Origin of the sequence: Streptomyces sp. Ncost-T10-10d, from assembly GCF_900091955.1 — a bacterium.
GTDB lineage: Bacteria > Actinomycetota > Actinomycetes > Streptomycetales > Streptomycetaceae > Streptomyces.
On sequence record NZ_FMDF01000129.1, the window covers coordinates 36,309 to 62,630 of the forward strand.

A 26,322-nucleotide genomic window follows, 5' to 3' on the forward strand; every position below is an offset into this window, starting at 1 on the left:
GCAGGGCCTGTGCTCTCGGGGCCGCGGGGGCGCAGGGGCGCGGGCGACTTCCGGCAACTTTTTCACAGAACGCCGAAAGTTGCCGCCTCGTTGATGGAACTCCTACCGGCGGGACCCCACGGCCCGGAGGCAGGCCCCTGTCACGGAGTCCGGGCACGGAGCTGCCCCGCCGGTGTGACAGCGGGGCAGCTCCGTCTGTCGAGGCGTCAGCCGGTGGCGCCTCCCTTCAGCGCCCGCGCGTCCCGTGCCAGGGCCGCGCCTGCCGCGCTGTCCGGCACCAGGGCGGTGTCGGACGTGTAGCCGGCGAACGATTCCAGCACCGCCGCGGCCTGACTTGTACGGCCGGCGTCGGCGTGCGCCTCGGCCTGGGTGAGCCGTACGGTCAGCCGCTGCTGTCCCTGCGCCGTGATCAGGCCGTCGGCCCGAAGCTGGGTGATCAGCGCGCGGATGTCCGCGTAGGAGGTACGGGTCGTGAAGGCCACCGTCTTTGTGGTGGTGTTGCCGGCCTTGTCCCGGGCCCTGACCGTGAGGTCATGGTTCCCCAGCGGCAGCCGCCACAGCTCCAGGGCCTGGCCGGCGGTGATGGCCCTGCCGTCGAGCGTGGCCGTCGCGGTGGCCCCGCCGGACACCGCGTCCTGTGCCGAGAAGGCCGGCGTCGGGCGCTTGGAGTCCCCGTAGACGCCGTCGGCGTCGAGACCGCTCACCGCCACCGTGGGACCGGTGCGGTCGATCCGTACGGTGAGCGAGCCCACTTCGGAGACGTTGCCGCCGTTGTCGGTCGCCCGGTAACGGACGGTGGTGGCACCCTCATTCGACAGGGTGACGGCCGCGTTGGCCGACTGCCATGTCGTCCCGCCGTCGACCGAGTACTGACGGCTGGCGACCGTTCCGTTGTCGGTCGCCGAGACCGCGAGTGACACGTTGCTGGTGTACCAGCCGTCGTCCCCGTTGGGCCGGGGCGGGTTGAGCGTGGCGGTGACCTTGGGCGCGGTCTTGTCCGCGACGCCCGCGCCCTGGAAGGTCAGCGAGTCCAGCTCGATACCCCCGGAGCTGGTGACGAAGACCTCGCCGCTGCCCGAAGGGGCGTCCGTCAGCGGGGTGGTGACGGACTGCCAGCCCTCTCCGGCCGGAACCGACACCGTGGCGAACGGCTCCGCGTCGGCCGCGCCCCAGCGCAGCGCCAGGGTGCCGGCGCCACTGGCACGGGTCTTCACCCCGGTGATCCCGGCGAACGACACCGGGTCGTACGCGATCCAGTCACTCGCGTCGAAGGAGGTCAGCTTGCGTTGTCCGGACGCCGTGGTGTCGTCCGTGATTGTGACGCCCTCCGCCGAGTCGTAGTGCTCGGCCTGCATGACGGCCGGGTTGAGCACCACCTGGGCGTCACCGGTCGCCGGCGGAACGCCGCCCGCGCCCTTGTCGGTGTAGGCGATCCCGAGGACGCCGAAGACGTTCTCGGTGTCACCGTGCCCCGCGTCGGTCGGGGTCACGACGCCGCCCGTGCAGCCGGTGCCGCTGTTGACCGGGTGCCCGTGCTGGTTGTGCCCGAGACCGAAGGTCCAGGCGGCCTTGGCGCAGTCCGGCGTGGTGCCGTCCTCCGGGTCCTCGACGGCTATGCCGTACGGCACGGCGTCGCCCCAGTTGAAGAACCCGCCGTCGGGCGGCGAGGTGATCCGTACCGTCGGCGCCGTGTTGCCCACAGTGATCTGACGGCTCGACAGGCCGAACTTGCCCTGCGGGTCGGAGACCTTCAGCCGCGCCTGGAACTGCCCGTTCTCCGGATACGTACGGCTGGCCGTGGGCCCGGTGGCGTCGAAGGTGCCGTCGCCGTCGAGGTCCCACTGATAGGTGAGATCGCCGTTCTCCGGGTCGCTGGAGGCGGTGGCGCTGAACGAGACCTCCAGCGGGGCCTGGCCGGACGTCTTGTCGGCCTTGATCACGGCGGTGGGTGCCTTGTTGCCCTCGGCGTAGTCGATCCGGTAGAGACCCGCGTCCGGATTCTGCCGGAAGAAGCCGTCGCCGTAGTCGAGGACGTAGAGTGCGCCGTCCGGACCGAACTCCAGGTCCATCGGGTTGTCCCACGGCGGGATGCCGTTCTGTGAACGCTCACTGTTGGGCAGGACGTTCTCCAGCTTGCTCACGGGACCGTCCGGCCCGTCGAGCGTGAACGCGGCGACGTAGTCCTGGGAGAACTCCGCGAAGAACGCCTTTCCGTCCCAGTACTCGGGGAACTTGCCCGGTGAGGGGTTGCCCGCGTCGTAGTGGTAGACCGGACCGCCCATCGGGGCCTGGCCGCCGGGACCGCCGGGACCGCGGAAGGCCGTCAGCTCGGGCCAGGGCTGGTCGGTGTCCCGGTCGCCGTACCAGAGCGTGGCCGGCACGGAGGCGGGCAGCTCGGTCAGGCCGGTGTTCCAGCGGGAGTCGTTGACCGGCGCCGCGCAGTCGAAGGCGGGGCCGGGCGTGAGGGTGGCGAAGTCGAAGTCCCGGTAGGGCTTGCTGTTGTCACCCGTGCAGAACGGCCAGCCGCTGTTCATGGCCTTGGTCGTGGTCTGCCACTCGACGTATCCCATCGGTCCACGGTTCGGGTCCGCGGTACCGGCATCGGGGCCGTAGTCGCCCCACATCACGGCGTCGGTCTTGCGGTCCACCGCCAGCCGGAAGGGATTGCGCAGGCCCATCACGAAGATCTCGGGACGGGTCTTGGCCGTGCCGGGCTCGAAGAGGTTCCCCTCCGGGATGGTGTAACCGCCGTCCTCCTGGACGTTGATACGCAGGATCTTGCCCCGCAGGTCGTTGGTGTTGCCCGCGCCGCGGCGCTCGTCGAGTCCCGGGTTGTAGCCGGCCGCGTCGTTGATCGGCGTGTAGCCGTTGACGTTCGGGCCCGATGCAGGGGTGTTGCCGCCGGTCGCGAGGTAGAGGTTCCCCTCCCCGTCGAAGTCCACGTCACCGGCGACGTGGCAGCACTGGCCGCGGTTGGTGTCGACCCGGATGATCTCCTGCGCGGTGGAGAGATCGAGTTTGTCGCCGGTCCACTTGAAACGGGTCAGGGTGTCGTACCCCTCCCATTGCTTCCAGTACGAGTCGTTCTGCCCGGCGGGCAGTTGGAGCGGGGCGGAGCCGGCCGGGGTGTTCAGCGGCGGCGAATAGTACAGGTAGACCCACTTGTTGGTGGCGAAATCCGGGTCGAGCGTGACCGTCTGCAACCCCATCTCGGAGTTCTGGTACACGTCGACGTGGTTGACGACCTTCGTGACACCGGTGCCGGGGTCGGTGAGCCGTACGTCGCCGTTGCGGGCGGTGTGCAGGACACGGTTGTCGGGCAGTACGGCGAGGTCGATCGGCTCGCCGGTGTCCTTCGTCAGGGTGACTTTCTCGTAGTTCGACCAGTCCAGAGCGTGTTCGTGGTCCGGGTGCGCCTGGGCGGCGGGCGCGACGGCCACACCGCCCAGTGCGGGCAGTGCCACGAGCAGGACCCCCGTGATCAGGCGTCTCAGGGTGCGGTGCACGGTGATTGCGTCTCCTCGGTTGCTGGCGGTATGGAGCGGACACGGGGGCGCCTCCGCGCGGAGGCGCCTGTCTTCTTCGGGGCCTCTCAGCCGAGGAGTCCCTTGAGCGCTGTGAAGCTGCGCTCCGCCGCGCCGAACGAACCCGGCGGATTGGGCAGGGTGCTGGGCGCGGTGTCCTGCTCCCAGATGCCGACGTGGGAGGCGCGCGGCCCGATGTCGCGGACGAACCTCTCGTACGGAAGGTCACCGGCGCCGAACTCGACTATGTCGAAACCGTTGGCGTTCGCCGCGTTGGCGTCGCCGTCCTTCATGTGGAACAGCGGGTAGCGGTAGGGCTGGTTGCGCACGTACGCGGCGGGGTCGAATCCGGGCCAGCGGTACTGGCCCACGTACGCCCAGTAGATGTCCAGCTCCAGATAGACATGGCGCGGGTCGGTGTTCTTGAGGAACACGTCGTACAGCCGGACGGACGGCTGGTCGGTGGCGAACGCGAACTCGCCCGCGTGGTTGTGCTGGTAGAGCTTCAGGCCACGTGCGGTCGCCGCGGCACCCCAGACGTTGAACTCGTCGGCGGCGGCGCGGTAGCCCGCGACGGTGTTGACGTTCGAGGGTGCGTTGGCGGTGCCCACATGCGGCATTCCGAGGATCTGCGCGGCGTCCAGCTCGGCCTGGAGGTTGGTGCGCAGATTGCCGATGCCGACGTGGCTGCCGACGGCGCGCAGTCCGTGGTCGTCGAGCAGCTTGCGGATCTCCGGGAGGGTGATCTGCCGACCCAGGATGGAGGTGGACTGGGTGTATCCGGCGAACTCGATCTCCTTGTAGCCGATCCGGGCCAGTTCGGCGAGGACGACGGCGAACCCGAGCGCACTGACCTTGTCGCGGATGCTGTAGAGCTGGATGCCGATGCGGTCCTTGGGGATGGACAGACTGTTCGGCGCGGCGGTGGCGGAGGTCGCGGCGGCCCCGGTGACGGAAGCGGCGGCGAGTGCCACGGTGGTGCCGGCGGTGGCGCGCAGGAAGTCCCTGCGGTCGAAGGATTTGTGAATATGGCTCACGGTCACTCCTGGGAAATGAGGAGAAGAGGGCACGGACCGGGCAGCTGCGGTGGGCGCCGCGACGGCGGATCCACGGGCTCCGGAACAGTGGAGCGAGCGTGGCTGGGTGGGTGTCGGTGGGAGGGGGACCGCCGCGCGGTGCGGAGGTACGGCGACGGGGGCGGCCGGTGTCGCCGCGTGTGCCGCTGCCTGTGCCGCTCGGCGTCAGAGGTGTGACCTGCCTGCCTCGTGGGCGTCGGCCCGCGCCGCGGCGGCCCGGGCGGCGGCCTTCCCGGCGAGGTCGGCACCACGGTCCTGCGGCGCCGCCTTCCTGGCCGAGAGGGAGGACGACGCGCCGACGGCAGCGGTCTCTCCGGTGACGGTGCCACGGATACGCGCCAACTCGCCCACGACCAGGACGGGGTCGTTACCGGTCGCGGTGAGCCCGCCGCGCACGATCGCGTTGTCGAGCACCGCCTTCGCGGTGTTGTCGGTGACCGCGAGGTTGCCGCCGAAGTACGAGGCGCCCGCGCAGGATCCGAGCAGGCCCTCGCCGCCGAGCTGGAGGTTGTCGGCGTTGCCCGCGTACTTCGCGGCGCCGTAGACCTCGCTGGCGCAGAACACGCCGCCGAGAGTGTTCCCGTTGACGGTGAGCGCGCCCTTGACGGTGGTGTCGTACACGTCGCTGTACTGGTTGCCGTCACCCGTCAGCGAGCCGCTGAGGGTGCTGCCGGAGATGTACAGCTCGCCGGCCTCGGCGCTGACGTTTCCACCGAGCGTCGAGTCCACTGCGTAGACGAATCCCTCGGTGGCGTCGACCTCCTTGAGGTTGCTCGTCTCCAGGTGCGCGCCGAAAGCGGAATTGGTGGTCAGCGCGCCCTTGACGGTGGTGTCGGTGAGGTCGAGATAGGCGTCTTCCTCGACGGTGACCGCGCCGTTGAAGGTGGCGCCCGCCGCCACGAGGTCGGCTCCGGCCTCGACCGTCACCGTGCCCTTGACCTTCGTGCCGGTGAGGGTGCAGGACTTCCCGGCCGGTACGACCAGATCGTTGCTGACGGTCACGGCCCCGCCGTCACCGACACAGGTGGTGTAGAGCGCGGCCTGGGCGGAGCCGGAGAAGGCCAGCAGGCTGCCGGATGCCACCAGTGAGGCCGTGGCGATGAACGTACGGATCTTCATGTCGCTTCCCTTCCGCTGCGGTCACGGCAGAGTCGGTGACCCGGCCGGTTTCCCCGTGTTTCGACGGGGTGCTGAAACGGTGCGTGAGCGGCGACCGCCGTGACGGCGATCGCGCGGTGCCTCGTGAAGGGCGGTGGCCCGGCCATGGGGGGAGAGACGTGGAAAGACTCGTGAGGTGAAGGGCGTTCGAGTGAATGCCGATCTGCTGCGGTGTTACCGCGACGAAACACATGTCTCGGTGGGCAGCGAGATTAGAGCGCTGCGCGGAGGACTGTCCAGAGGTTCGGTACGAATCTCTGGAACTTTCTAATGATTCATCAAAAGATGTGAGCTGCCGGCGAAAAGGAGGACGGAGTGTCCGGGGCGTCGGAGGGCAACGGCGGGGCTGCGTCGCCGCATTCGCAGTCGCGAAGGGGGTGGGAGGTGGCCGCTACGGCTCATCGGAAGTAACGCGCCTTGGCCACAGCTGAGTTGAGGTCAGTGGGGAAGGGTGACTGGGACTGCTCGGTCGCTGCGGCCGGGAAGTCGCAGCAGAGGGGGGCGAGGCTGAGGGCTCCGCAGCCGGTGATGTCGTTCGGGTGCGGGCCGTTCAAGTGAGCGGTGTAGCAAGGGTGGTTGGTGTTACCTTGGACCGGGAGCAGCGGATCTTCGTGCGCGGCAACAGCGAGGTCCGCGCGGCCGCGGTGGATGAATCGGGCGTGGGGCTTCGAGGTGGAGGAAAGTCCATACCAAGGACGTGGTGGTGGACCGTGCGTACCCGGTGGGTCTCGCGACCGGGTTCCGCGTCCTGGGGCCGAACCCTCACCAGGAACCGTATCCCGCGTTGCTGGGCGGCGTGATCGGCCGGTTTCGGTTCGATTTCGACGGCTATGTGACTGTCGAACCCGACTACCGTCTGCGGCCACATGCGGACAGCGCACCGCCGTTGTTCCTCAGCGGTCTGTGCGAGTCGAGCCACGGCATCGGTGATGCGGGATCGTTCAGTCTGCTTCCGCTCCGTGCCGTGACGATTCTGGGCGGGTTGCGCAAGCAAGGGACTGCCTGACCGCGACGAGCTGGTCTCCGGTACTGAAAGGGATGGGTTCGATCATTCTGTTGCAGCTGATCGATGCGGACGAACTGGAAGTCGAGGTTCCAGACCTCACCGGCTCTCCGGAGCGGGAGACCGAAGCGGCGCTTGACAAGGCGGGCATCTGATGTCAACTGGGGATTGGCGGAACGCGACCATCACCGACCTGTTCGACGAACAAGTACGGCATCGCCCCGAGGCGACAGCCCTGCGCTTCGACGGTGCCGACATGACATACGCGGAGCTCGACGAGCGGGCCGAGCGACTGGCTCGGCACTTGCGCTCGCGCGGAGTCGGTGCGGAGAGCGTGGTCGGGCTGTTCGTCGAGCGCTCGTTCGAGATGGTGATCGCGCTCGTAGGCATCTTGAAGACGGGCGGCGCCTACCTGCCCGTGCATCCGAACGAGCCCACCGAGCGGTTCCGGTACATGCTGGAACAGGCTGACTCCCGCGTCCTGCTCACCCATGATCGCCTGATCGACAGGGTTCCCGAGGTCGACGCCGCAGTGGTGAACCTTGACCTCGAGTCGGAGATGCCTCCCGACGCGGGGCCGATCGAGCCCGGCACCACTCCTGACAACGTGGCCTGTGTCTGTTACACGTCCGGCTCAACCGGCATGCCCAAGGGTGTCGCCGTGCGGCACCGGGATGTGGTGCGGCTGGTGCAGGACGGCGACTACGCCTCGTTGACCTCAGCCGAGACATTTCTGCAGTTCTGCTCGTTGAGGTTCGACCCCTCCGCCTTCGAGATCTGGGGATCGCTGCTCAACGGAGCCCGTTTGGTCATCTATCCACCGGGCCCCGTGTTGATGCACGAACTGGCGGAGTTCCTCGAACGGGAAGAGATCACCACTTTGTGGCTGACGACCGGCTTGTTCCACCGCCTGGTCGATGGCCACCTGGAGAACCTCGGCGGGCTGCGCCAACTGCTCGCCCGCGGGGAACCACTGTCGCCCGTCCACATCAACGCGCTTCGCCGCGCCTATCCGGACCTGCTGCTGGTCAACGGGTACCGGCCCACGGAGGACACCCTCCCCGATCCGTTCCGTCCCGGCGAGCGGATGTACAGCATCGGAGACGTGGTCCGGCTCAACGAAGACGGCGCGCTCGACTTCCGCGGCCGGGCTGACGACCAGGTCAAGGTGGACGGCTACCGGTTCGAGCCCGGTGAGATCGCGGCGGCGCTGGCCGGACAGACGCAGGTGAAGGAGGCCGTCGTCGTGGCCCGCGACGATGTCACTCCCGGACGGAAGGTCCTCGTCGCATACGTCGTGCTCCACGGCAGCACCGAACGGCTGGTACCGAAGCTGCGCCTGGCTCTGCACAACACGCTGCCGAGGTACATGCATCCGTCCGTGATCGTCGTGATGGACGAGTTCCCCCCGACCCTGGGCTCGAAGACCGATCGGCGGACCCTGCCGGCACCCAAGAAGTTGCCGCGGACCGCGGACCCAGAGTACGCAGCTCCACGCACACACGTGGAAGAGCTTCTGGCAGATCTCCTGGCCGACGCGCTCGTCCTGCAGGAGGTCGGTATGCACGACGACTTCTTCGAGATCGGGGGCAACTCCCTGCTCGCCACGGATCTCCTCGCCCACATCCGCGGCGTGCTCCACGTTGATTTGCCGACGGCCGAGTTCTTCGAGAACGCAACCGTCGCCGGGCTGACGGCGATGGTCGAGAGCCACTCGCCGGAACTGGCTGGTACATCCGGCCAGGCAGGTTCCGAATTGCCTCAGGCCTCGTTGCGGTCTTGGCCGTCCACAGCGGACGAGTCCATGGGGTCGTTCCGTGAGGCGGTCACCGCGTGGGCGGCCGGTGGCCCCGGCGACCTGGCGCGCGAGCTGGCCGAGCGGTTGCCCGTCCGGGCAGCCGTCCTGCTCGAAGGGCCGAGCGACGTCGCCGCGGTCAACGCGTTGGCCGCGAGCCGCGGCCGGGACCTGGCCGCCGAGGGAGTCTGCGTCCTGTCGATAGGCGGTGCGATGGGCGTCGGTCGCTTCGCCCGCTTCCTCGGGCCACCCGGCTTGGGCCTCCGTCTCACGGGAATGTGCGATGAGCTGGAGCGTGGCTACTACGCCCGCGGCTGGGAGCGGGCCGGTGTTGCGCAGCAAGGGTTCTTCGTCTGCGCGGCGGATCTGGAGGACGAGCTCATCCGCGCGCTGGGCGTGGCACGGGTGGCCGAGCTCGTCCGGGAGGAGGGCGACCTGCGCGCCCTCCAGATCTTCCTGCGCCAGCCCGCACAACAGGGACGTACCGCACAGCAGCAGTTTCGGCGCTTCCTCGGCACGAAGAGAGGGCGCAAGATCCACTACGGCCGTGTCCTCGTCGAGGCCCTCACCCCCGACCGCGTACCCGCCCCACTCGACGGCCTGCTCACCAGCCTCTGACCGCCGAGCCACGCAAATCCCGGCAGAAGAACTGGGGTGAGCACGGGGATCTGCTCGAAGAAGCGAGCAGGGGATGAGCTCGAGCAGTTCGCTCGCGTCGGCGCCGAGCCGGGTGAGGCGGGCGACCAGGTGACCGGGCTGGCTGCGCATGCGCACCGGTCGTCCGGAGCGTTCACCTCGCTTCGCGTTCACCCCACAGTCCAGGACTTCGCCCCCGGGAGTACTGCTCACGATGGTGCACCGTGTGCGCCCCGACCCTGCGCAGTCACGGATGGCTCCCGACCCGCACTTCATCGACCCTGCCTGCTGCTGCGCGACACCCCGATCGCAGCGCAGAGGTTACGCAGGGCGCATATGGAAAGGCTGAGACATGGACCTCAATGAACTTCAGCGCCGGGCCCTGCGCATCCATGACCTCTACGACGAGCTGAACCTGAGGGAACGTGGCCGGGTGTGGACACGCGAGGAGTTCATGCTCGGCTTCGTCGGCGACGTCGGTGATCTGGCAAAGCTCGTCATGGCACAGGAAGGCGCCCGTGACATGCCGGGCGGCCGTCCCGCTCTGGAGCACGAACTCGCGGACTGCCTCTGGTCCGTGCTGATCCTCGCGCACCGGTACAACGTGGATCTGAACGCCGCGTTCCTGCGCACGATGGACGAGCTCGACAGGGCTCATCGGAACTGATCGCGGCAATGGTCCAAGTGACTCCCGACGCCGTCTGTGATGTCACGCCAATACCGGAATGGCAGAGTCGGCTGACGGTGATGTGGAGCCGTTTCCCTCCGCCAGGTGCCCCCGGACATCAAGTGACCTCCACATGGCGATGATATGGCGGTTGCTTCGGGCCCGCTCAAGCCCGGGGTTCGACCCTGGCGAGTGACAAAGAGGGCTTTCACGTTCGCACCGTGTGATGTGTCGTGCCCCTGCTGAGCAAGGAGTACCTGTGGTGAACGGCTTTTCAACTCGGTGAGATCCCGCACGGCTTCGCGTTCACCGAGACCGGCGGTCTCATCCACTACAAGCACACCATCATCCTGACCGTGCCGTCGCCCAACGCCGGCCCGTGGGGCGACTCGTGGCTCGGCTTCGGCTGCCTCTGGGCGGACACCGAGCTCGGCGTGAGCATTTACACCGGCAGCAGCTGGGGCGGCGTGCCGCCCCGAACCGTCCCGGACAACGGCAACTGCCTCGGCGAGCGGCTCTCCGCCGGAACCCGGAAGGTCGTCATCGGCCGTATGAAGGAGGACGGTGGGGACTCGGCGGACAACGCGGGACCCACGGTGCGTGGCTATGCGACCCCGACTGCACGCCTCTGGGTCCGGAAGCGGTAGACCGCCCAGCCGACACCGAGTACGGCGGCCATCCAGACGATGACCTCGGCGACAACGATTGCCGGGGTCAGCGTGAGATGCGGCCTGGGCGGCATCACAACCATCTGCACCGCAGCGCCCACCGGAACTGTCAACGCGGCCAGCAAACCGATCAGTCCGGGTCGCCTGATGGCTGCACCCACCGCGCCCAGGACCAACCCCAACGGCAGACCCGCCAACACCCACTTGACCAGATCCGTACCGGCCTCCCAGACGAAGAGGTCCGTCACGTAGTACGCCACCGTGGCCCCGACCAGCGCCAGAGCTCCAACCAGCGCGCCTCGGGTCAGTGTCCCGGCCAGCCAGCCCGTCACCACCGCCAGCGCTGCCCAGGACCAGCCGGCATCCATCAGAAGGCTCAGCACCTTGGCAGCCTTGCCCCAGACGGTGCCCGGCATTCCGAGCCCCCCGTACGGAGACGAAAGCGCGTTGACGAGCGATGTAGCCGCCCCGAACCCCACCCCGAAAACGAGGCCCCGCACCATGATCTTCATACCGGGAGGATATCCGCAGGTCTGCTGCCGGCCTCGAAGGCGAAGTCATCACGCCGGATCTCACACGGAGAAGGAGGAGAAGAAGAGAGGACGAGACGTCGGCGGCAAGCGGGATCCCGCAGACACCGAGGACGCGGGCAATGAGGGCCCCACCCGGCCGAAGGACCCGGTCATGGTGGGGGAGGAGTTCGGCATGTGGGAGACAGACGAATTCGGCAGTGAGCATGAGGGCCGGCCTGACGTTCTGCCGGCCGACGGCGCCGAGCCGGGCCAGGTCCACTTCGACGCGGGGAGCGGGCCGCGCGTTCGTGATGCCTTTCATCGTCAGCCTCGTGAAGACCGGGCCGGCTGAGCAAGCCCGGGAGCCGAGCGCAGGCGCGAGGACGCTATGCGAGTGATTCCGGCCGAACGATCGGGTTGCAGTCCACGCGCTGCCGGAGGATCGGTGCGCCCTTTCGCTAATGTCCAGGGCGCCGCGCCTTCGCGGACGAAGGCGTAGGCGCCCAGCTCATCAATTCCCGCAGCAAGGATGATCACCCATGGCCGTGTGTGAGGTCTGCCACAACGAATACGAGCAGGCGTTCGAGGTGCGTGCCGCCGGAGGGGCGGTCCACGTCTTCGACAGCATCGAGTGCGCCGCCCAGAAGATCGCCCCAACCTGTGTCAACTGCCGGTGCCGCATTCTCGGCCACGGCCTGCAAGCCGACGGACAGTTCTTCTGTTGCGCGCACTGCGCGCGTGAGAAGGGTTTGACCCAGTCCCAGCTCGTCGATCACGCCTGAGCCCCTCGGCCGGTTCCGCCGGAGCACACCACCAGCGCGCCATCGAAGGAGCAGGTCGCGTGGCAACTGCCTCGCCGAAATCGGCGAAGTGACGGCACTGGATCAGCAACCTGCGCCCCGACCGATGGCGGTCCGGCCGGCCGGGTGCGCTGACGGTCAGATCCTCGTCGAGCGTTGAGTGCGGACTTTGCCGGCAGCCCGAGGACAGCCGTTTGCATGAAAGCGGTTCTACATCGCAGGAAGAACGGTGTTCGTGCTGTTTCAGTTCTCCACGATCTGGAGCCGGCCGTGGATCTCCTGGCGCAGTCCGGGGCTGGCGAGACAGTCGCACGCGAACACCGTGCGCACGGCGCGGCCCTGGCTGCCACGTCCGTGGTCATGCCCGCGCGCTGTACTGGTGGCGCGCGGTCCGCAAGGATCCAACCGTGAACGAATTCATAGCCAGCTTGCTCGGTGCCTTGGGGGGTGGCAGTTTCGCTGTCATCGGCGCTCGGGTTCAGACACGCGGCGCCTACGCTCACGCGAATGCCGCCCGGGAGGCTGTGAGGTATCAGGACCTGCAGTGGACTGCGCGGCGACCGGCGCAACGCCTACGCTGTCCTGTCCGGCGCCGAGGTGCGCAGGCAATCACGGTGGGCGGCGACTCAGGTCTCCACGGCCCGGCCGAACCCCTGCCTCAGGGCCCTGGTGGGCCGTTGGCGAGGTGCCTGCTGAGCAGGCCCTCTTCCAACGACCCCCAGCCCGAACGACGGGTGGGACTTTCGCCGCACGTCACTCTCCAGTGACTACTCCGTGAGTGCTGGGACAGGTCTCTTGTCGTGGATGTCCGTGTGACAAGTCCCTTAGGCCACAAGAGTCTTGCGGTGTCGCGCGGCCATGAGATCTGCCCACGGCGGCCGGTTGCCCGGTCGTCCGAGGTCCGCGAGCTCGGCGACGTGATGAACTTCCACCTCGTCGATCCGCCTGCAGGAATCGCACCGTCCTGCGAGGCGACTTCGATGCTGTCGGTGTACTCCTTTGAGTGCTCCACCAAGTACAGAGATACGTGCACCAGTGGCCGTTGGTCGGTCGTCATCTGAGTTGGACAACTCTCAGCTCACCAGGAAACCGGCCGCGCTTTTTCTGTCAGCGTGAGCGTCAGACAGCCGATCCAATCGCCGCTGTCTGGGTAGTCCCAGTTGTCGGCATCGGCCAGCAGCGTTGGCAGGTCCTCTCGCGTAATGGGCTTGCCGGGCTGGAAACCGCAACTCCCATCAGGAGCCGTCCAGGGAATGATGCGACAGACCTCTATCCAACCTCTGTCAACGAGAGACAGGAGGATCGGGGCCAGCTCTGCGGCAGATGCCGATACGAGGGGTTCATCTAGATCACCGCGGACACCTGGGAGTATGTCGATCTCGAACGCGTTGAGCATGAATGCGCTCTCTGAGGAGGACAAGCCGTCGGGAGGGTTCACTTCAAGATCATCCCACCGCTGGTGGAAGCCTCAGCCAGAGGGTCCCGGCCCAGAGCCAGGCGGCTCTGGGCCGGGGTGCCTGTCGTCCAACTTCGGTGGATTCGCCCTCGGCTCAGTGTCACAAGGCAACCTGTCTCAGGCCGCGTCGTCGCGGTCTCGTTCGATGGCGGCGAGCCGGTTCTTGAGGCGGTAGCTGGGGCCGTTGATGGAGATGACGTCGCAGTGGTGGAGAAGGCGGTCGAGGATGGCGGTGGCGAGGACTTCGTCACCGAACACCTGTCCCCATTCGCTGAAGGTTTTGTTCGAGGTCAGGATGATCGAGCCCTTTTCGTAGCGCTTTGAGATCACCTGGAAGACTAGGTTGGCCTCGGCGCGTTCGAGGGGCTGGTAGCCCACCTCGGCGACCACGAGAACAGCCGGGCGGAGGTAGCTGCCGAGTTTGCTGGTCAGGCGCCCGGCGGCCTCGGCGGTCCTGAGGTTGCGGACCATGTCGTCAAGGCTCGTGAAGTAGATCGAGTAGCCGGCCCGGCAGGCTGCGACCGCGAGAGCGACGGCGAGGTGTGTCTTGCCCACTCCCGGAGGCCCGAGCAGGGCAGCGTTGGCCTTGGCCTCGACGAAGGAGAGGGTGGCGAGGTCCTTGACTTTGCGCGGGTCGAGTTCGGGCTGGAACGAGAAGTCGTAGTCCTCGATCGTCTTGTGGTGCGGCAGTTTCGAGATCCGCAGGCCGGTGCGGAAGCGGCGGTCGTCGCGGACGGCGAGTTCTTCGGAGAGGACCAGGTCGATGAGGTCGAGGTAGCCCATCGCCGCGAACAACGAACGTTCTCGCAGTACAGTCGCCGCACCGTCAGCTCGATCAGTACCGGCCGATCCCCGACCGGCGTGTCGGCAAGGCTTCTTCCGTACGTGCTGTGCACCCGGTTGGACACCACCGCACACCCGGGACACGGCACCGCGGCCTCCCGGGTTTTTGCCACCATACGAATCACTCCGCACTCGAAGAACACGCGCTCCACCAGCAACTCGCTGAGGTGCGGAAACAGGTCACCGACCAGCGCATCACACCGCACCACGGTCCCAGATGACGCTATGCCGCCGAGACGGAACCCCGTTGATCGCCTTCGCTGAGTAGGCCCGGAGCGCGGTGCCGGGATTGCTCCCGGTCCGTTTCTCCGGACCTCTCGCCGAACCCGCCGTGCGCCTCTCAACGCAACACGATTCCGAGCACAAGGCGTCAGCCTGCCACTGCGAGGGTGCGTATCGGTGGGATGACCGATGTGCGGGGGGTGGGGGCATGGCCATAGTCCTCGGGAGATTGTTCGCGGGTGGCCGTGGTGCGCCCGGTTTTCGAAAGGACCTTCTGTGGACACATATGCGGATCTGGTGTTTTTTGGCGGGCGAGTGGTCACCGTCGATGCGGAGTTCTCCGTCGCCTCGGCCCTGGCAGTGACCGGTGGGGTCATCAGTGCCGTCGGTGAGCGGGACGACGTCGCGCCGCTCGTCGGACCCGGCACCCGCGTCGTCGACCTGCGAGGGGCGACGCTGCTTCCCGGTATCAACGATTCCCATCTGCACGGATGCGCCTTCGGCATGTCGACGCCGCCGCTCTCCCTCGACCTCGGCCATCCCGCCGTGTCCTCCCTCGCGGACGTGGCCGAGGCGGTACGGAAGGCCGTCGGGCGGGTTCCGGGCGGGCAGTGGATCACGGGGCACGGCTGGGACACCGGTTACCTCGACGAGTGCGTCTCCGATCCGTCGCGGCTGCCCTCGCGGCGCGACCTCGACGTCGTGAGTCCGGACCACCCCGTCGTCCTGTACTCCTTCTCCGGGCACGCCACCTGGGTCAACTCCAAGGCACTGGAACTCATCGGGATCGGCCGGCACACTGCCGCGCCGCCCGGCGGGGCCATCGTCATGGACGAAGCCGGGGAGCCGACCGGGCTGCTCCACGAGGGGGCCCAGGCACTCGTCCAGAACGTGCTGCCGCCGCTCAGCCGACAGGAGCGGACCGACGCGATCAAGTCGACCCTCGCCACGCTTGCCCGGCTCGGCGTGACCAGCTACACCGAGCCCGGACTCGGCCCCGGCGGCGACGGCATCATGCGGGGCGCGCTCGGCGCGGAAACCCTCGACGTCTACCGCCGGCTGCTGGCCGACGGCGAACTGACCGCCCGCCTCGGCGTCCTGCTCCTGCCCACAGGTATGGCCAGCACCGCCGAGGAGTTCGCCCGCACCCTCACCGCCCTCGGCGAGTCCGGTGATGCCGATCCGCGTCGCCTCGCGATCCACGGGGTCAAGATCTTCGCCGACGGCATCGTCCCCAACAAGACGTCCTGGATGCACGAGCCGTACGTCGGCGGCGGCTGTGGCTCCCTGTGCGTCGGCGGCGAGACCGACGCCGAGCGGACCGCCGAGATCGACACCATGATCCGGCATGCCCACGCCGCCGGGCACCAGTTGGGTGTCCACGTCACCGGCGACCGGGCGTGCGACACTGTTGCGGACGCCTTCGCCGCTGCCGTGGCCGAGCACCCGCGGCCCGACGCCCGCCACTACGTCATCCATGGCGACTTCCTTACCGCGCACAGCATGAAGGTGCTGGCCGCGCACGGCTTCGGCGTCAACATGAACCCCACCATCAAGTGGACCGTCGCCGACATGGAGGAGGAGTTCGTCGGCGCCGAGCGGGCCGCGTACGCATGGCCCTACCGCGATGCCATCGACGCCGGCGTGCGGGTCGCGAGCGGCTCCGACGCGCCCGTCACGTCCCCGGACTGGCGGCAGGGCATCGCGACCATGGTGCTGCGCGAGTCGAAGGCCGCCGGCCGGGTCAGCGGCCCGGAGCAGCGCATCGGCCTGGCCGAGGCGATCCGTACGTACACGATCGACGCGGCCTGGCAGGACTTCGCCGACGACTGGAAGGGCTCCCTGGAGCCGGGCAAGGTCGCCGACCTCTGCGTGCTCGACGGGGACCTGCTCATCGCCGACCCCCACGACATCCCGGAGATGCCCGTCGTCCTCACCGTCGTGGACGGGCAGGTCGTGCACGACACCCTTCGCGATTGACGTATTCCGGGCAGATGATCATGCTTGGAGGATGGCAGCGGAGCGGAGCAGGGCAGACATCCTGGACGCGGCCGTCCACGTCCGTGAGGCCGCCAGGAGCGCCACGAGCGGCGCGGCCGGCGTCGACACGGTCCTGGCGGCGTTGTCGGAGGTGATGGAGTACGACCACGCCTCCTTGGCCCGGTGGGATCCGCTGCGCCGGCGCCACACCACCCTGGCCGGGAGCTACCCGGACGACGCCACCGCCTACATCGAGACCCGCCTCCACCACGACCCGGTGTTCCCGGTGCTGCGCAGCCCGGCCCGAGGCGGTCTCTGGCTCAGGGACGTCCCCCGGCAGCTCCTGGCGGCATCCCCTGGTTTTCAGGAGGTGTTGTGTCCCCTCGGTATCGAGGACGGCGTGGCTCAGTGCCTTTTCGCCGCCGACGGCCGGTACGTCGGGATGCTGAACGTCAGCACCCGCCGGCAGCGGCGCGCGCCCGATCCGGCGCGCGCCGTGGTCACCCTGCTCACCGAGGCCCTCGCCGCCGCCGTCGGCCCCCGCACAGGCCCGCCGTCCGAGGAGATCGCTGCGGCCGACACCGCCGCGGACGCGCGGCGGCCTGGCGGACTCTCGCCACGGGAGCTCCAGGTGCTGGCCGAACTGACCGCCGGCCGCACCAACCGGGAGATCGCCGAGCGGCTGTACATCACGCCGCGCACCGTAGGAACCCACATCGAGCACATCCTCGCCAAGCTCGACCTCCCCAACCGCGCGGCCGCCGCCGCCCGAGCCGCCGCTTGGGGAATCGAACCCTCCCGCTGACGCGAGCCCGACAGCGCAAAACGCTCGGCTTGCGGGCATGCCCTGCGGGACACTCCGTTTCCTCACCTGCTGGGGCGACAGCAGCGGGTTGAGGCATGTCCAGTGCGGTCCCACGCCTGCGGGCTGGACGATCTTGTGCTGCCGTGCGCGCTGCCCGCTCCGTGCTCAACCCGCCAACAAGGCAAGGAGCGCTTCATCCGGCCGGTGAGCGCTTCACTTGGCCAGTCCTGAGGACCGCGGCCGCGTCCTGGAATCCTGGGCCGCGTGTCTGACCGCCCCCTTGCCCTTGCCTCTTCCGTACTGAGAGGTCTTTTGCGTGGCCCATCGGCGTTCACTGGAATAGATTGGGACGATCTGTCACATGGGGGTGTGATGCCACAGATCGTGCTGTCGTCGGGAACGATCGACTATCAAGACACTGGCGGCGACGGGCCGGTGCTGGTGTTCTGCCACGGCCTGCCGATGAACGAGACACAGTGGCGCAAAGTGATACCCCTGCTGAATGGGTATCGCTGCATTCTGCCCACGCTGCCCCTCGGCGGACATCGCCAACCGATGACCCCGGACGCCGACCTGTCGCAGCGCGGTGTCGCACTGCTCTTGGGCGAGTTCATCGAAGGGCTCGACCTTGATGACGTGACACTCGTCCTCAACGACTGGGGCGGTGGCCAGTTCCTGGTGTCGGAGGGGAAATCCCAGCGGGTCGCGCGCCTGGTGCTGGTGGCCTGCGAGGCGTTCGACAATTTTCCCCCTGGACCCGCCAAAGCGGCGGCCGCAGTGTGCAGGGTTCCCGGTGGCGTCTGGCTCCTGACGCGCCTCATGCGTATCCCCTCGTTCCGGAACAACCGCAACGGATACGGCGGGATGAGCCTGCGCGGGATCCCGGACGAGATCATGGACGGCTGGTTCGCCCCCGCAACCCGCAGCAGGGCCATTCGCAGGGATTTCGCCAAGTTCGCCACCTCGGCGCCCAAGCGTGAAACCTTGCTGGCCTGGAGCGAGCGACTGCGTGGCTTCGACCGCCCGGTACTGGTCGTCTGGGCGACCGAGGACAGATTGATGCCGCGTGAGCACGGCCGTCGACTGGCCGAGCTGTACCCGCAGGGCCGGTTGGTCGAGATCGCTGACTCGTCCACCCTCGTCCCTGAGGACCAGCCCGAACGACTCGCCGAAGTGCTCACCGACTTCCTGATCCAGACCGGAGCGGAGCCGGTCCGACACGCCGGCTGAGTCGAGAGCGGTAGGCGGACCTGACCACCCCCAACCACCACGCTCGCCAACTGAAGTGCTCACACCGGCCAACTGTGCCGCTCAGTCACAAGGCTCCGCCTGGCGCTGTGCGACGGAGGTCTGCCTCGTGCCGATGGTTTTGGAGCGGAAGCCGAAGATGAGGCCGCCGGTTTCGTGTTCGCCGGTGAGGCGGGGGTTGCGGATGTATGGCTCGGGATCGAAGCCGGGTCGGGAAGCCATGCCCGGGCTGTCGGTGTTGATCGCGACGATGTACTGCAGGTTCTCCTCCTCGGTGACTTCGGCGGCAACTTTCGGTGCAGCGGCGACTTGCCGGTCGCCGGCACCGTCGTAGGGGTGGCTGTCGTGGATGAGGAAGTCGGGGTCACGGCCGTGCCGGTGTGCCAGGACGCGAGGGGCAGGTCGAAACAGAAGATGCTTGCTGATGCATCGGCTGCCGTCGCTGTCGATGCACGGAGTGATGGTCAGGTTGTTGCGGCCGGCCTCGATGGCGAGGTAGGTCTCACGTCATTCCCCGTAGAGATGCTGGGCGTAGTGAGAGAACAGCAGGATGGCTTCGTCGGTTTGCCGACGGCACTCCTGGAGATCGGTGTCGACTGCCTGCCGCAGTTCCATGCTTTTCGCGGTGATCTGCCGGGCACTGGCTTCGAGGGTCTGTGCCGCTTCGAAGCGGTGACGCAGAGCGCTGGAGCGCGGCCTCTTCGCGCCCAAGAGTCGTCTGTACGGACGTGAGAGCCTCCGGAGTTCCTCCCTCGGCTGGATCTCGAAGGAGGCGAGCCTGGTCCTCGCCCAAGCGCGCCCGCTCGGAGTGGCATGAACGGAGCCGTTCAGCGAGCTCGGCCATCTCTTCACCCAGGAAGTGCCGACTTACGGACCACTGGGTGATGGATGGTTTCACATCCTCGAACCGCCGACGGACCTGATCGTCGAGGGCGATGCCGAGCTCGCGATGGACAGGCTCGAGGTAGTCGACCTCGATATCCGTGGTCTCGGCGACAGGTGCCTGGAGCTCCTCGAGATTGTGCCGGTCGATCACATCCTCCTGCGCCGGCTGCTTGATACGGCGGCTGGCCTGGTCCGCTCTGTCCTTGAGATGTTCGTATTCGGGGACGACCTGAAAGGCCCCCGATTCGGGGAGAGGCGCGGCGCGGCATGGGGGCTCATTGACGGGTGCCCGGAGGGGTTGACCAGTGCCACACTCGCTCTTATCGTTCTTCGATAACATCGATTTTCGATACGAGGGGGCGGTTGCTGATGCCTGCTGAGGTGCAGAGAATCAAGGGGACCAAGTTGCCGGACGCACCGCCGTCGAGCGGCGACCACACCGAGGCCAGGCTGCTGGAGCCGGTCGCCACTGTGGTCCGGGGCGTCTACCGACTGTTTCTCGTGGGCCTCGTCGTCGGTGCCGTGGGACCCCTGGTCGGCACCAAGCTGGGCCTGACGTGGGGTGGTCCGAACGTGTGTGCCGAGTCCCGCTCGGACTTCAGCACGGACGGGTTCACCGGCAGGTTCCGGCCCCATGCGGGGGTCGAGGTCATGACCCGCCCGTCCTACTGCACTGATCACGCCGACGGTGCTCAGCGGCTGTTCGACTTCCTCGGCGGCTTCCCCTCGTTGCTGCTGGTCCTGGGTATCCTGTTCCTGCTCAACCGCTTGATACAGGGAGCGTCCCGCGAGGGCGTCTTCACCACACGGACCGCCGAGCACCTGCGGATCGCCGGCTGGTGGCTGCTTCTCGGCTGCCTGGTCGCAGAGGTGGTGGAAGCCGGCGCGCACGCGGCGCTACTGGCGACCCTGACCCAGGACTACACCTTCACTGCGGACAGTTGGCTGGCGGCCTGGCAGCCGCCCTACGCACTCGTCTTCACGGCCCTGGGCATCCTCACGTTCGCCCGCATCATGCGCGCCGGGGTGGCCATGCGGGAGGATCTGGAAGGGACGGTGTGATGGCGCCGGACGACAATGACAGCCACGCGATCGAGGTCCATCTCGACCGCATGCTCAGCGAGCGCGGCATGACCCTCGCGGAGCTCGCCTCCCGGGTGGGCGTGACCAATGTGAACCTGTCCATCCTGAAGAACGGCCGGGCCCGCGCGATCCGCTTCACCACGCTGACCCGCATCTGCGAGGTCCTCGACTGCCAGCCAGGCGACCTGCTTACGTACCGAGGCGCCGAAGACGAGCGGCGTCGGTAGGCAGCGCCAACGGCCGGCCCTGCCGGTGCCGGGGCCGCGCAGGACGGTGGCCCGCCGTGAGGGCGGGGTGCCGGTGGAGGCCCTCGGCGTGGACTTCCGGTGGATCGAGGTGGCCGGTGTAGCCCCGTCGCCCCGGAGCAGGTGTAGTTTCCTGAAGCCCTCCCGCAGGGCGGGCGGTATCCTGCGGTCGGCGTCCCGGCTCGCCATCCACGCCGGTGTCGGAAACGCCTGCCGGATCACCACCCACTCCGCATCACTCATGTCTGTGCCGTGACAGGGCTCCCGGCCGGGCTTATCGGCCCCGTTCCCGAACCTGCGGGCGAGCCAGTCACGCCCCATGGGGACGAGCTGGACTGAACGAACGTGACCACGCAGGACTGCAACAAAAAGGCTTCCCTGTCGCTCTGGCATCAACAGCCGCGAGCTACCAGGAGGCCCTTGCTGCATGCGCGCACATCGGCGAACTCGCCTGATTCAGCTCCCTGTTCGATCAAGAACGACCGCACGATCGGAAAGACCACAGCTTGTCATGGTATGCCTGGATTCATCCTTGAGGGCCGGTCGGGCTCCCCGGAGCCGGCGCGGCGCTTCTACGCGGGGCCAGACCTCTTTCTTCCGGAGCTCGGCCGCCTGGCCGTCGCGCGGTGATCTGCCGGTGCCTCTCCCCGTCCTTGCGGCCGGATCCGCTCCCGCGCGGCCCTGTCGGTGTCGGTCAACCCGCTGGCCTGCGTACTTCACAAGACGCCGCCACCGGACCCGAACCCTCGCCGTCAGGGCGCACGGTCCCACTTGTCAGGAAACGGCGGTCGGGGGTTCTTGAATTACCCCGGTTTGTGAAGGGGTTCTTGCAGGGCCTGGGGCGTCCGCACCGTCTCGTCGGGCGATCTTCAGGAAACGAGCTCCTTGGAGGCGCTGATTCTCTGGGCGTTCCTCGCTATCGCAACGGCAGCCCACGCGGCGATGCTCCTATCGGTCAAGTGTGCCGGCCCCGGTTTCACGGCGTGAATATCTGTTGCCCGGGTGTGGGCGCACAGCGACAATCCCCTGTGTGTCTGACTCTGTGTTTGCGGGTTCCGCGTTACGGCCATATCCCAAGATCTCTGCGAGGGAGCGGCTTGGTGCGTCCGGGGTCCGGGAGTGGATCGCGGCGGAGAAGGTGCATGGAGCGCACTTTGCGGTGGTCTGCGACGGCACCGGGGTCCATCCGGCGAAGCGGCGTGAGCTCCTGGGTGACGATGCGTTGGACGGCTTCTTCGGCGTGAGCAGAATCTGGCCAGTGCTGTCGGTGGCGGCGGCCCGTTTCGCCTCGGCGGCGCGCAGTGCGTGGGGCGATGCCGCGGTGGTGACGATCTACGGCGAGCTTGCTGGCGGATGCTACCCACACCCGGATGTCCCTGCCGTTGCCGGAGCCGAGCCGGTGCAGACTGGCGTGTGGTACGCGCCGGGCCTTCACTGGCTGCCGTTCGACGCCTCGGTCGAGGAGGCTGAGGGTCAATGGTGGATCTCCGACCGCGTTCTGCGCGAAGCCGCGGCTGCCGCTGGGCTGACTTGTGTTCCCGCTGTCGGATACGGCGCGCTGAACAGGCTCCAGGAGTTGTCCTGTGCCTTCCCCACCAGAGTCCCGGCCCTTTTCGGGCTTCCCGAACTGGCGGACAACCTTGCCGAGGGCTATGTCCTCAAGCCGGCCGGTGAATGGCAGGAGGCAGGTCCTGCGGGCGTCGGCAGGCGCCCGGTGGTGAAGGTGAAGCAGAAGGCCTTCGCCGAGGACGAGCGCTTCGACGGCGCACGTCCCTATCTGGCACCGCCGCAGGGTGCGGCTGGGGTCCCTGCCTGGCTCCTGGTCCAGGCATCGGCACTTCTCACCCCCGCCCGCGCGGCCGCCGCGGTGAGCAAGCTCGGACCTCACACCCCCGTGGACGCTGTGATGGAGGAGATCACACGGGACGTGACGGAAGAGCTCTCCGAAGCCCTGGGAGGAATGGAGGAGACGCTCCTGCGCGCTCTGGGACACGCGCTCCGGCCCGGGGTGCGCTCTCTGGCGGCGTTCGACGCCCAGGACCGCTACACATCTCGAATCGCCCGGTCAGGCAGGAACCGTGGACGATGACGGCGGCGCACAGCCGCCTCAGCGACGGGACGCGGCGAGTGGAGATCCGATCGCGGTGAGGGGGCGCGCGGTCGCCCGTTCGACATCGGAGAGGCCGCACCAAGGGCGGTGAGGATTGATCAACTCCGTTTTGCAGAGGCTGATCTGGGACTCCATGAGCGCTTCGTCCAGGGCGGCGCCGACGGATTCGAGGAGGTGGGTGGTGAGCGCCGAAGATGCGCGCGTCGGCGAAGTACACGTCCATGCCGGTGTTCGCGGCGACGTTCTTGTGGTGGTCGGCCAGTTCCCGGTGAACAGAGAACGCCGAACTGCGGTGAGCGAACGAGATCCTCAAGACGGTGTCAGCATTCTTCGCGGCCGAGCTCGGCCGGCCGTTGGATCCCTGACCCCCGGCCGGACCTGCGCGCGGCGCACGTCCCCTCGCTCGTCCTGCGGGGCGAGAGCGACTTCATCAAACCCGCAGTCGCCCACGAGCACCGGCGCGCCCTCCCGGACTCCCAGCTCGTGACCGTCAAGGCACCGGTCACGCCATCTCCCGCGGTCGGCCGCGCCTCTGTACCACGCTGCTGTGGCCCTTCCTGCTGGGCAGACCACTGCCCGCGACCGCGGTCTGAGCGGCTGAGCGATCGGCAGCAGGCCACGGGGGACCGACGGTCTCCCCGCGGCGAACCGGTCAGTCGCGGCCGCCCAGCGCTGCGTCGTGGGCCAGCAGGGCGGCCTGGACTCGGTTGTCGGCGCCGAGCGCACCGAGGATCCGGCTGACGTGTGCCTTGACGGTACTTTCGCGCATGCCCAACGCCGCCGCGATCTCCGCGTTGGAATCGCCCAGCGCGAGCAGTGCCAGGACGTCCTTCTCACGAGGTGTCAGACCCTCGACCCGGGTGCGGGCTTCCAGCACTTCGGGGCGGGCGGCGCGGTGGAAGCGGTCGATCAGGCGACGGGCGGCAGCCGGATGCAGCATGCCCTGGCCGTCCGCCACCACATGGACTGCGCGGATGATCTCGCGCGGTTCGGTGTCCTTGAGCAGGAAGCCGTCCGCGCCGGCGGCGAGCGCATCGTAGACGTACTCGTCCAGGTCGAAGGTGGTCAGGGTGATCACTCGCGGCGGGTTCGGGAGCGCGCGCAGCCGGCGAGTCGCGGCGATGCCGTCCATCCGCGGCATCCGCACATCGACCAGGGCAATGTCGACCCGGTGCCGGCTCGCCTGTTCGACGGCGCCAAGGCCGTCCGCCGCCTCGGCGACCACGGTCAGTTCCGGGTCGGTGGACAGAAGGTCGACGAGAGCGAGCCGCACCAGGGCGTCGTCGTCGGCCACCAGAATGTTGATCACGAGGCGGACGCCGGCGGACGGACGGGTGAGGAGGTGGGCAGCCGGGCGGAGAGCCGCCAACCACCCCCGCAGGTACCGGTGTGCAGGTGACCGCCCAGCGCCGCGACTCGCTCCGCCAGACCGATCAGGCCATAGCCACCAGGCACCGCGGAACCTCCGGAGACCGCGGACTCCCCGACGTGTCCGGCCGGTCCGTTGACGACTTCCACCGTGGTGGCCGAGGGCCCGTAGCGCACGCTCACCGCCACGGGCGCGTCATGGGCATGCTTGCGGGCATTGGTCAGGGCCTCCCGTACGAGTCGGTGTACCGCCAGACGATGGCTGGTGGACGTGCCCTCCACATCACCGGACACCACCGACTCGATCACCTGGCCCGCGGCCCGTGCCTCGGTGAGCAGCTCCTCCAGCTCCGGCAGTGCCGGCGCCGTGACAGCGGGCGCCCCATCGGCCCCGGCGGACCGGTCGGCGCGCAGCGCCCCCAACACCTCGCGCAGATCGTCCAACGCCTGTCCGGCCGTGCTGCGCAGCAGGGTCAACCGCTCCAGGACGACCGGTGACATTTCCTCAGAACGCAGCTGAAGCACCCCGGTGTGCAGTATCAGCAGGCTCAGCCGGTGGGCGAGCACATCGTGCATCTCGCGGGCGATCCGTGCCCGCTCCGCCAACCGTGCCTGTTCGGCGCGGAGTTCACGCTCCACCCGCAGCTGTTCCACCTGGCCCGTCAGTGCACCCAGCAGTCTGCGCCGACTGCCCGCCCACATACCGAGCGCCAAGGCCAGAGCCACCAGCACGGCATTGCCGACACCGGCGCCGGTCCAGGTGTTCAGCCGTCCCCCGGACAAGGGACATCCCAGCGCCAACGCAACAGCCAGCCAAGGCAACCCGGCGGCCAAAGCGATACCCAGACACACCCACACCGCTCGCAACCGGCCGCGCGAGGCGAAGTGATAGAGCGTCACCAACAATGGGAACACGGAGCCCAGGCCGACCGAGACCAGCGCCAGGCCCGCCACCGCCCGCGGAAACCTATAGCGGGCGAGCACCGCGACCGAGGCGGTCGCCGCCACCCACGGCGCCGGATCGGCCAGACTGTCACCGGCCGACCGAAAGCCCTCCAACGTGGACAACAGGGCGAGCAGCACCGCTGACGGCACCTCCACCCACAACGGCACGCCGCGCCCCGGCTCGGATTTCACCTCGTCATCCTAAGGACGCTCCTGCCTTATGGACCCCGGCGAGCAGCCATCGGGACCCCCTACTTTCGTCCGGGGCCTTCGTCACACATCGGAAGATTCCGATGCGCCCGCTGCTGCCTAGCGTCCATGCCATGGTCTTCTCCCCGACGCGCACATCCTCCGCCCGGCGGACACCAGCACGACGCCTCGCCGACCGCCGGCTGTTCTTCACCGAGACATTCCGTACCTTCCGTACGACCGGGGCAGTAACCCCGAGCGGCCGTCACCTCGCCGCGGCGCTCGCCGCGCCGCTGGCGCACCGTGCCGGGCAGCCGCGCGCCGTACTGGAGGTCGGTGCCGGAACAGGCGCGGTCTCCCGAGTGCTGGCGGACCTGCTCGGCCCCGAGGACACCCTGGACCTCGTCGAGGCCAACCCCCGCTTCGCTCGCCTGCTCGCCGCGGACCTGCGCGTCGACCCCCGGCTGGCGGTCCACCGGGAACGCATCGCACTGATCGCAGGACCGGTGGCAGAACTCGACCCCCAGGCGCGCTACGACGTGATCGTCTCCGGGCTGCCGTTCGCCAACTTCCACCCCTGCGAGGTGTCCGATCTACTTGCCGTGTACCTGACCGCACTCAAGCCCGGCGGCCACCTGACGTACTTCGGCTATCGCGGCACTGCCCGCCTCCGCGCACTGCTGGGCACCTCCCGGAGCCTGGCCCGCCACAGCGGGGTCACCCACGTGCTCGACACCTTCCAACAGACCCACGCCGCTGACTGCCGCACCGTATGGGGCAACCTCCCCCCGGCGCGCGTCTGGCACCTGCGTGCCCCCGCAGGGACGCCTCATCCGCTTCCCTGAAGAACTCCGTTGCCCAACAGGGTGGATGGCAGAGGAGGTAGGTCGCCGACGTATCGCCGGCCGTACTCCGTGCCGTCGCCGCTCTGGAACGCTCACCGGGCGGGTGGCGGCCGACGCCGCGTTTCAGTGTCGACATCGTCGGCCCGAAGCTGGCGCGGCAGCAGCCCGAACTGGTCGAAGGCGGCTCGCACAGCGCAATAGCTGAGCTGTGGAGATGACGGATGCCGGTAGGTGTGGGAGGTGATGAGCAGAGCGGATG

The 26,322-nt window shown here is 68.2% G+C and carries 24 protein-coding genes and 3 pseudogenes; 15 read left to right on the forward strand and 12 right to left on the reverse strand.

What is annotated here, in order from left to right:
• Positions 1-206 precede the first annotated feature (206 nt).
• The 3 genes from GA0115254_RS20485 to GA0115254_RS20495 form a co-directional block, all read right to left on the reverse strand.
• Positions 207-3,506, reverse strand: coding sequence for a PQQ-dependent sugar dehydrogenase (locus tag GA0115254_RS20485; RefSeq protein ID WP_256102700.1), 3,300 nt, complete (start codon positions 3,504-3,506; stop codon positions 207-209).
• An 86-nt stretch (positions 3,507-3,592) separates the two neighbouring features.
• A complete protein-coding gene (locus GA0115254_RS20490; protein WP_093896728.1) occupies positions 3,593-4,561 on the reverse strand; it encodes a sugar phosphate isomerase/epimerase family protein in 969 nt (322 codons plus the stop codon).
• 204 nt (positions 4,562-4,765) lie between these two features.
• Positions 4,766-5,719 (reverse strand): hypothetical protein, encoded by a 954-nt coding sequence (locus GA0115254_RS20495; protein WP_093896729.1) that lies wholly within the window; start codon positions 5,717-5,719, stop codon positions 4,766-4,768.
• A 736-nt stretch (positions 5,720-6,455) separates the two neighbouring features.
• On the opposite strand from GA0115254_RS20495, the gene GA0115254_RS20500 reads away from it, so the two are divergent.
• From GA0115254_RS20500 to GA0115254_RS20515, 5 genes and pseudogenes are all read left to right on the forward strand, one after another.
• A complete protein-coding gene (locus GA0115254_RS20500; protein WP_093896730.1) occupies positions 6,456-6,764 on the forward strand; it encodes a hypothetical protein in 309 nt (102 codons plus the stop codon).
• A gap of 151 nt (positions 6,765-6,915) precedes the next feature.
• Positions 6,916-8,454 (forward strand): annotated as a pseudogene (locus GA0115254_RS20505) (non-ribosomal peptide synthetase); the annotation flags it as partial.
• A gap of 111 nt (positions 8,455-8,565) precedes the next feature.
• Entirely contained in the window at positions 8,566-9,174 is a 609-nt protein-coding gene (locus GA0115254_RS46305; RefSeq protein ID WP_256102706.1) for a TOPRIM nucleotidyl transferase/hydrolase domain-containing protein, read from the forward strand.
• A gap of 370 nt (positions 9,175-9,544) precedes the next feature.
• Positions 9,545-9,859, forward strand: a complete 315-nt coding sequence (locus GA0115254_RS20510; protein WP_093896732.1) for a MazG nucleotide pyrophosphohydrolase domain-containing protein — start codon at positions 9,545-9,547, stop codon at positions 9,857-9,859.
• A gap of 356 nt (positions 9,860-10,215) precedes the next feature.
• Positions 10,216-10,506, forward strand: a complete 291-nt coding sequence (locus tag GA0115254_RS20515) for a hypothetical protein (RefSeq protein WP_093896733.1) — start codon at positions 10,216-10,218, stop codon at positions 10,504-10,506.
• Here GA0115254_RS20515 and GA0115254_RS20520 read toward each other — a convergent pair.
• Positions 10,464-11,039: a hypothetical protein gene (locus GA0115254_RS20520; RefSeq protein WP_093896734.1), complete on the reverse strand. Its 576-nt coding sequence runs from the start codon at positions 11,037-11,039 to the stop codon at positions 10,464-10,466. The two genes, GA0115254_RS20515 and GA0115254_RS20520, sit on opposite strands and share 43 nt — an antisense overlap.
• 172 nt (positions 11,040-11,211) lie before the next feature.
• Between GA0115254_RS20520 and GA0115254_RS20525 the strand changes: the two genes are divergently transcribed.
• Both GA0115254_RS20525 and GA0115254_RS46310 read left to right on the forward strand, forming a co-directional pair.
• Positions 11,212-11,391, forward strand: a complete 180-nt coding sequence (locus GA0115254_RS20525) for a hypothetical protein (RefSeq protein ID WP_093896735.1) — start codon at positions 11,212-11,214, stop codon at positions 11,389-11,391.
• A 187-nt stretch (positions 11,392-11,578) separates the two neighbouring features.
• Positions 11,579-11,821: a hypothetical protein gene (locus GA0115254_RS46310; RefSeq protein WP_093896736.1), complete on the forward strand. Its 243-nt coding sequence runs from the start codon at positions 11,579-11,581 to the stop codon at positions 11,819-11,821.
• Between the two features lie 842 nt (positions 11,822-12,663).
• Here the strand turns inward: GA0115254_RS46310 and GA0115254_RS47695 are convergent.
• From GA0115254_RS47695 to GA0115254_RS47700, 4 genes and pseudogenes are all read right to left on the reverse strand, one after another.
• Positions 12,664-12,909, reverse strand: coding sequence for an HNH endonuclease (locus tag GA0115254_RS47695; RefSeq protein WP_370740909.1), 246 nt, complete (start codon positions 12,907-12,909; stop codon positions 12,664-12,666).
• A gap of 8 nt (positions 12,910-12,917) precedes the next feature.
• A complete protein-coding gene (locus GA0115254_RS43915) occupies positions 12,918-13,277 on the reverse strand; it encodes a hypothetical protein (protein WP_141720879.1) in 360 nt (119 codons plus the stop codon).
• Between the two features lie 135 nt (positions 13,278-13,412).
• Positions 13,413-14,072: pseudogene (gene istB / locus GA0115254_RS20540) on the reverse strand (IS21-like element helper ATPase IstB); the annotation flags it as partial.
• A 35-nt stretch (positions 14,073-14,107) separates the two neighbouring features.
• A pseudogene (locus GA0115254_RS47700) lies at positions 14,108-14,737 on the reverse strand (transposase family protein); the annotation flags it as partial.
• On the opposite strand from GA0115254_RS47700, the gene GA0115254_RS20550 reads away from it, so the two are divergent.
• The 3 genes from GA0115254_RS20550 (at position 14,637) to GA0115254_RS20560 (ending at position 18,375) form a co-directional block, all read left to right on the forward strand.
• Complete coding sequence (locus GA0115254_RS20550) at positions 14,637-16,340, forward strand: amidohydrolase (RefSeq protein WP_093896737.1); 1,704 nt, start codon at positions 14,637-14,639, stop codon at positions 16,338-16,340. The pseudogene GA0115254_RS47700 and the gene GA0115254_RS20550 overlap by 101 nt on opposite strands.
• A 31-nt stretch (positions 16,341-16,371) precedes the next feature.
• On the forward strand, positions 16,372-17,145 hold the full coding sequence (locus GA0115254_RS20555) for a helix-turn-helix transcriptional regulator (RefSeq protein ID WP_093896738.1): 774 nt from the start codon (positions 16,372-16,374) through the stop codon (positions 17,143-17,145).
• 372 nt (positions 17,146-17,517) lie between these two features.
• Positions 17,518-18,375 (forward strand): alpha/beta fold hydrolase, encoded by an 858-nt coding sequence (locus GA0115254_RS20560; RefSeq protein WP_093896739.1) that lies wholly within the window; start codon positions 17,518-17,520, stop codon positions 18,373-18,375.
• Between the two features lie 81 nt (positions 18,376-18,456).
• Here GA0115254_RS20560 and GA0115254_RS20565 read toward each other — a convergent pair whose 3' ends face one another.
• Positions 18,457-18,882, reverse strand: coding sequence for a DUF2326 domain-containing protein (locus tag GA0115254_RS20565; protein ID WP_093896740.1), 426 nt, complete (start codon positions 18,880-18,882; stop codon positions 18,457-18,459).
• Between the two features lie 13 nt (positions 18,883-18,895).
• Positions 18,896-19,372: an ABC-three component system protein gene (locus GA0115254_RS47705; RefSeq protein WP_370740910.1), complete on the reverse strand. Its 477-nt coding sequence runs from the start codon at positions 19,370-19,372 to the stop codon at positions 18,896-18,898.
• Between GA0115254_RS47705 and GA0115254_RS20575 the strand changes: the two genes are divergently transcribed.
• The 4 genes from GA0115254_RS20575 (at position 19,253) to GA0115254_RS20595 (ending at position 22,695) form a co-directional block, all read left to right on the forward strand.
• Positions 19,253-19,615 (forward strand): hypothetical protein, encoded by a 363-nt coding sequence (locus GA0115254_RS20575; RefSeq protein ID WP_093896742.1) that lies wholly within the window; start codon positions 19,253-19,255, stop codon positions 19,613-19,615. The two genes, GA0115254_RS47705 and GA0115254_RS20575, sit on opposite strands and share 120 nt — an antisense overlap.
• 68 nt (positions 19,616-19,683) lie before the next feature.
• A complete protein-coding gene (locus tag GA0115254_RS20580; protein WP_176740213.1) occupies positions 19,684-20,340 on the forward strand; it encodes a DUF2975 domain-containing protein in 657 nt (218 codons plus the stop codon).
• Positions 20,340-20,588: a helix-turn-helix domain-containing protein gene (locus GA0115254_RS20585; protein ID WP_093896744.1), complete on the forward strand. Its 249-nt coding sequence runs from the start codon at positions 20,340-20,342 to the stop codon at positions 20,586-20,588. The genes GA0115254_RS20580 and GA0115254_RS20585 overlap by 1 nt, the downstream gene beginning before the upstream one ends.
• Positions 20,589-21,636: 1,048 nt before the next feature.
• Positions 21,637-22,695: an RNA ligase family protein gene (locus tag GA0115254_RS20595; protein WP_176740214.1), complete on the forward strand. Its 1,059-nt coding sequence runs from the start codon at positions 21,637-21,639 to the stop codon at positions 22,693-22,695.
• A gap of 673 nt (positions 22,696-23,368) precedes the next feature.
• Here GA0115254_RS20595 and GA0115254_RS20600 read toward each other — a convergent pair.
• Positions 23,369-24,025: a response regulator gene (locus GA0115254_RS20600; RefSeq protein WP_093896760.1), complete on the reverse strand. Its 657-nt coding sequence runs from the start codon at positions 24,023-24,025 to the stop codon at positions 23,369-23,371.
• Complete coding sequence (locus GA0115254_RS20605) at positions 24,022-25,221, reverse strand: sensor histidine kinase (protein ID WP_256102702.1); 1,200 nt, start codon at positions 25,219-25,221, stop codon at positions 24,022-24,024. The genes GA0115254_RS20600 and GA0115254_RS20605 overlap by 4 nt, the downstream gene beginning before the upstream one ends.
• Before the next feature lie 131 nt (positions 25,222-25,352).
• Here GA0115254_RS20605 and GA0115254_RS20610 point away from each other — a divergent pair, with 131 nt between their 5' ends.
• Complete coding sequence (locus GA0115254_RS20610) at positions 25,353-26,063, forward strand: class I SAM-dependent methyltransferase (protein ID WP_093896747.1); 711 nt, start codon at positions 25,353-25,355, stop codon at positions 26,061-26,063.
• Positions 26,064-26,322 lie beyond the last annotated feature (259 nt).

What these genes read in the sequence shown, in the direction of transcription:
- GA0115254_RS20495 (WP_093896729.1), bottom strand. Translation starts at nt 5,719, where the DNA reads ATGAAGATCCGTACGTTCATCGCCACGGCCTCACTGGTGGCATCCGGC.
- GA0115254_RS46305 (WP_256102706.1), top strand. Translation starts at nt 8,566, where the DNA reads ATGGGGTCGTTCCGTGAGGCGGTCACCGCGTGGGCGGCCGGTGGCCCC.
- GA0115254_RS20510 (WP_093896732.1), top strand. Translation starts at nt 9,545, where the DNA reads ATGGACCTCAATGAACTTCAGCGCCGGGCCCTGCGCATCCATGACCTC.
- GA0115254_RS20520 (WP_093896734.1), bottom strand. Translation starts at nt 11,039, where the DNA reads ATGAAGATCATGGTGCGGGGCCTCGTTTTCGGGGTGGGGTTCGGGGCG.
- GA0115254_RS20525 (WP_093896735.1), top strand. Translation starts at nt 11,212, where the DNA reads ATGGTGGGGGAGGAGTTCGGCATGTGGGAGACAGACGAATTCGGCAGT.
- GA0115254_RS46310 (WP_093896736.1), top strand. Translation starts at nt 11,579, where the DNA reads ATGGCCGTGTGTGAGGTCTGCCACAACGAATACGAGCAGGCGTTCGAG.
- GA0115254_RS20555 (WP_093896738.1), top strand. Translation starts at nt 16,372, where the DNA reads ATGGCAGCGGAGCGGAGCAGGGCAGACATCCTGGACGCGGCCGTCCAC.
- GA0115254_RS20560 (WP_093896739.1), top strand. Translation starts at nt 17,518, where the DNA reads ATGCCACAGATCGTGCTGTCGTCGGGAACGATCGACTATCAAGACACT.
- GA0115254_RS20585 (WP_093896744.1), top strand. Translation starts at nt 20,340, where the DNA reads ATGGCGCCGGACGACAATGACAGCCACGCGATCGAGGTCCATCTCGAC.
- GA0115254_RS20610 (WP_093896747.1), top strand. Translation starts at nt 25,353, where the DNA reads ATGGTCTTCTCCCCGACGCGCACATCCTCCGCCCGGCGGACACCAGCA.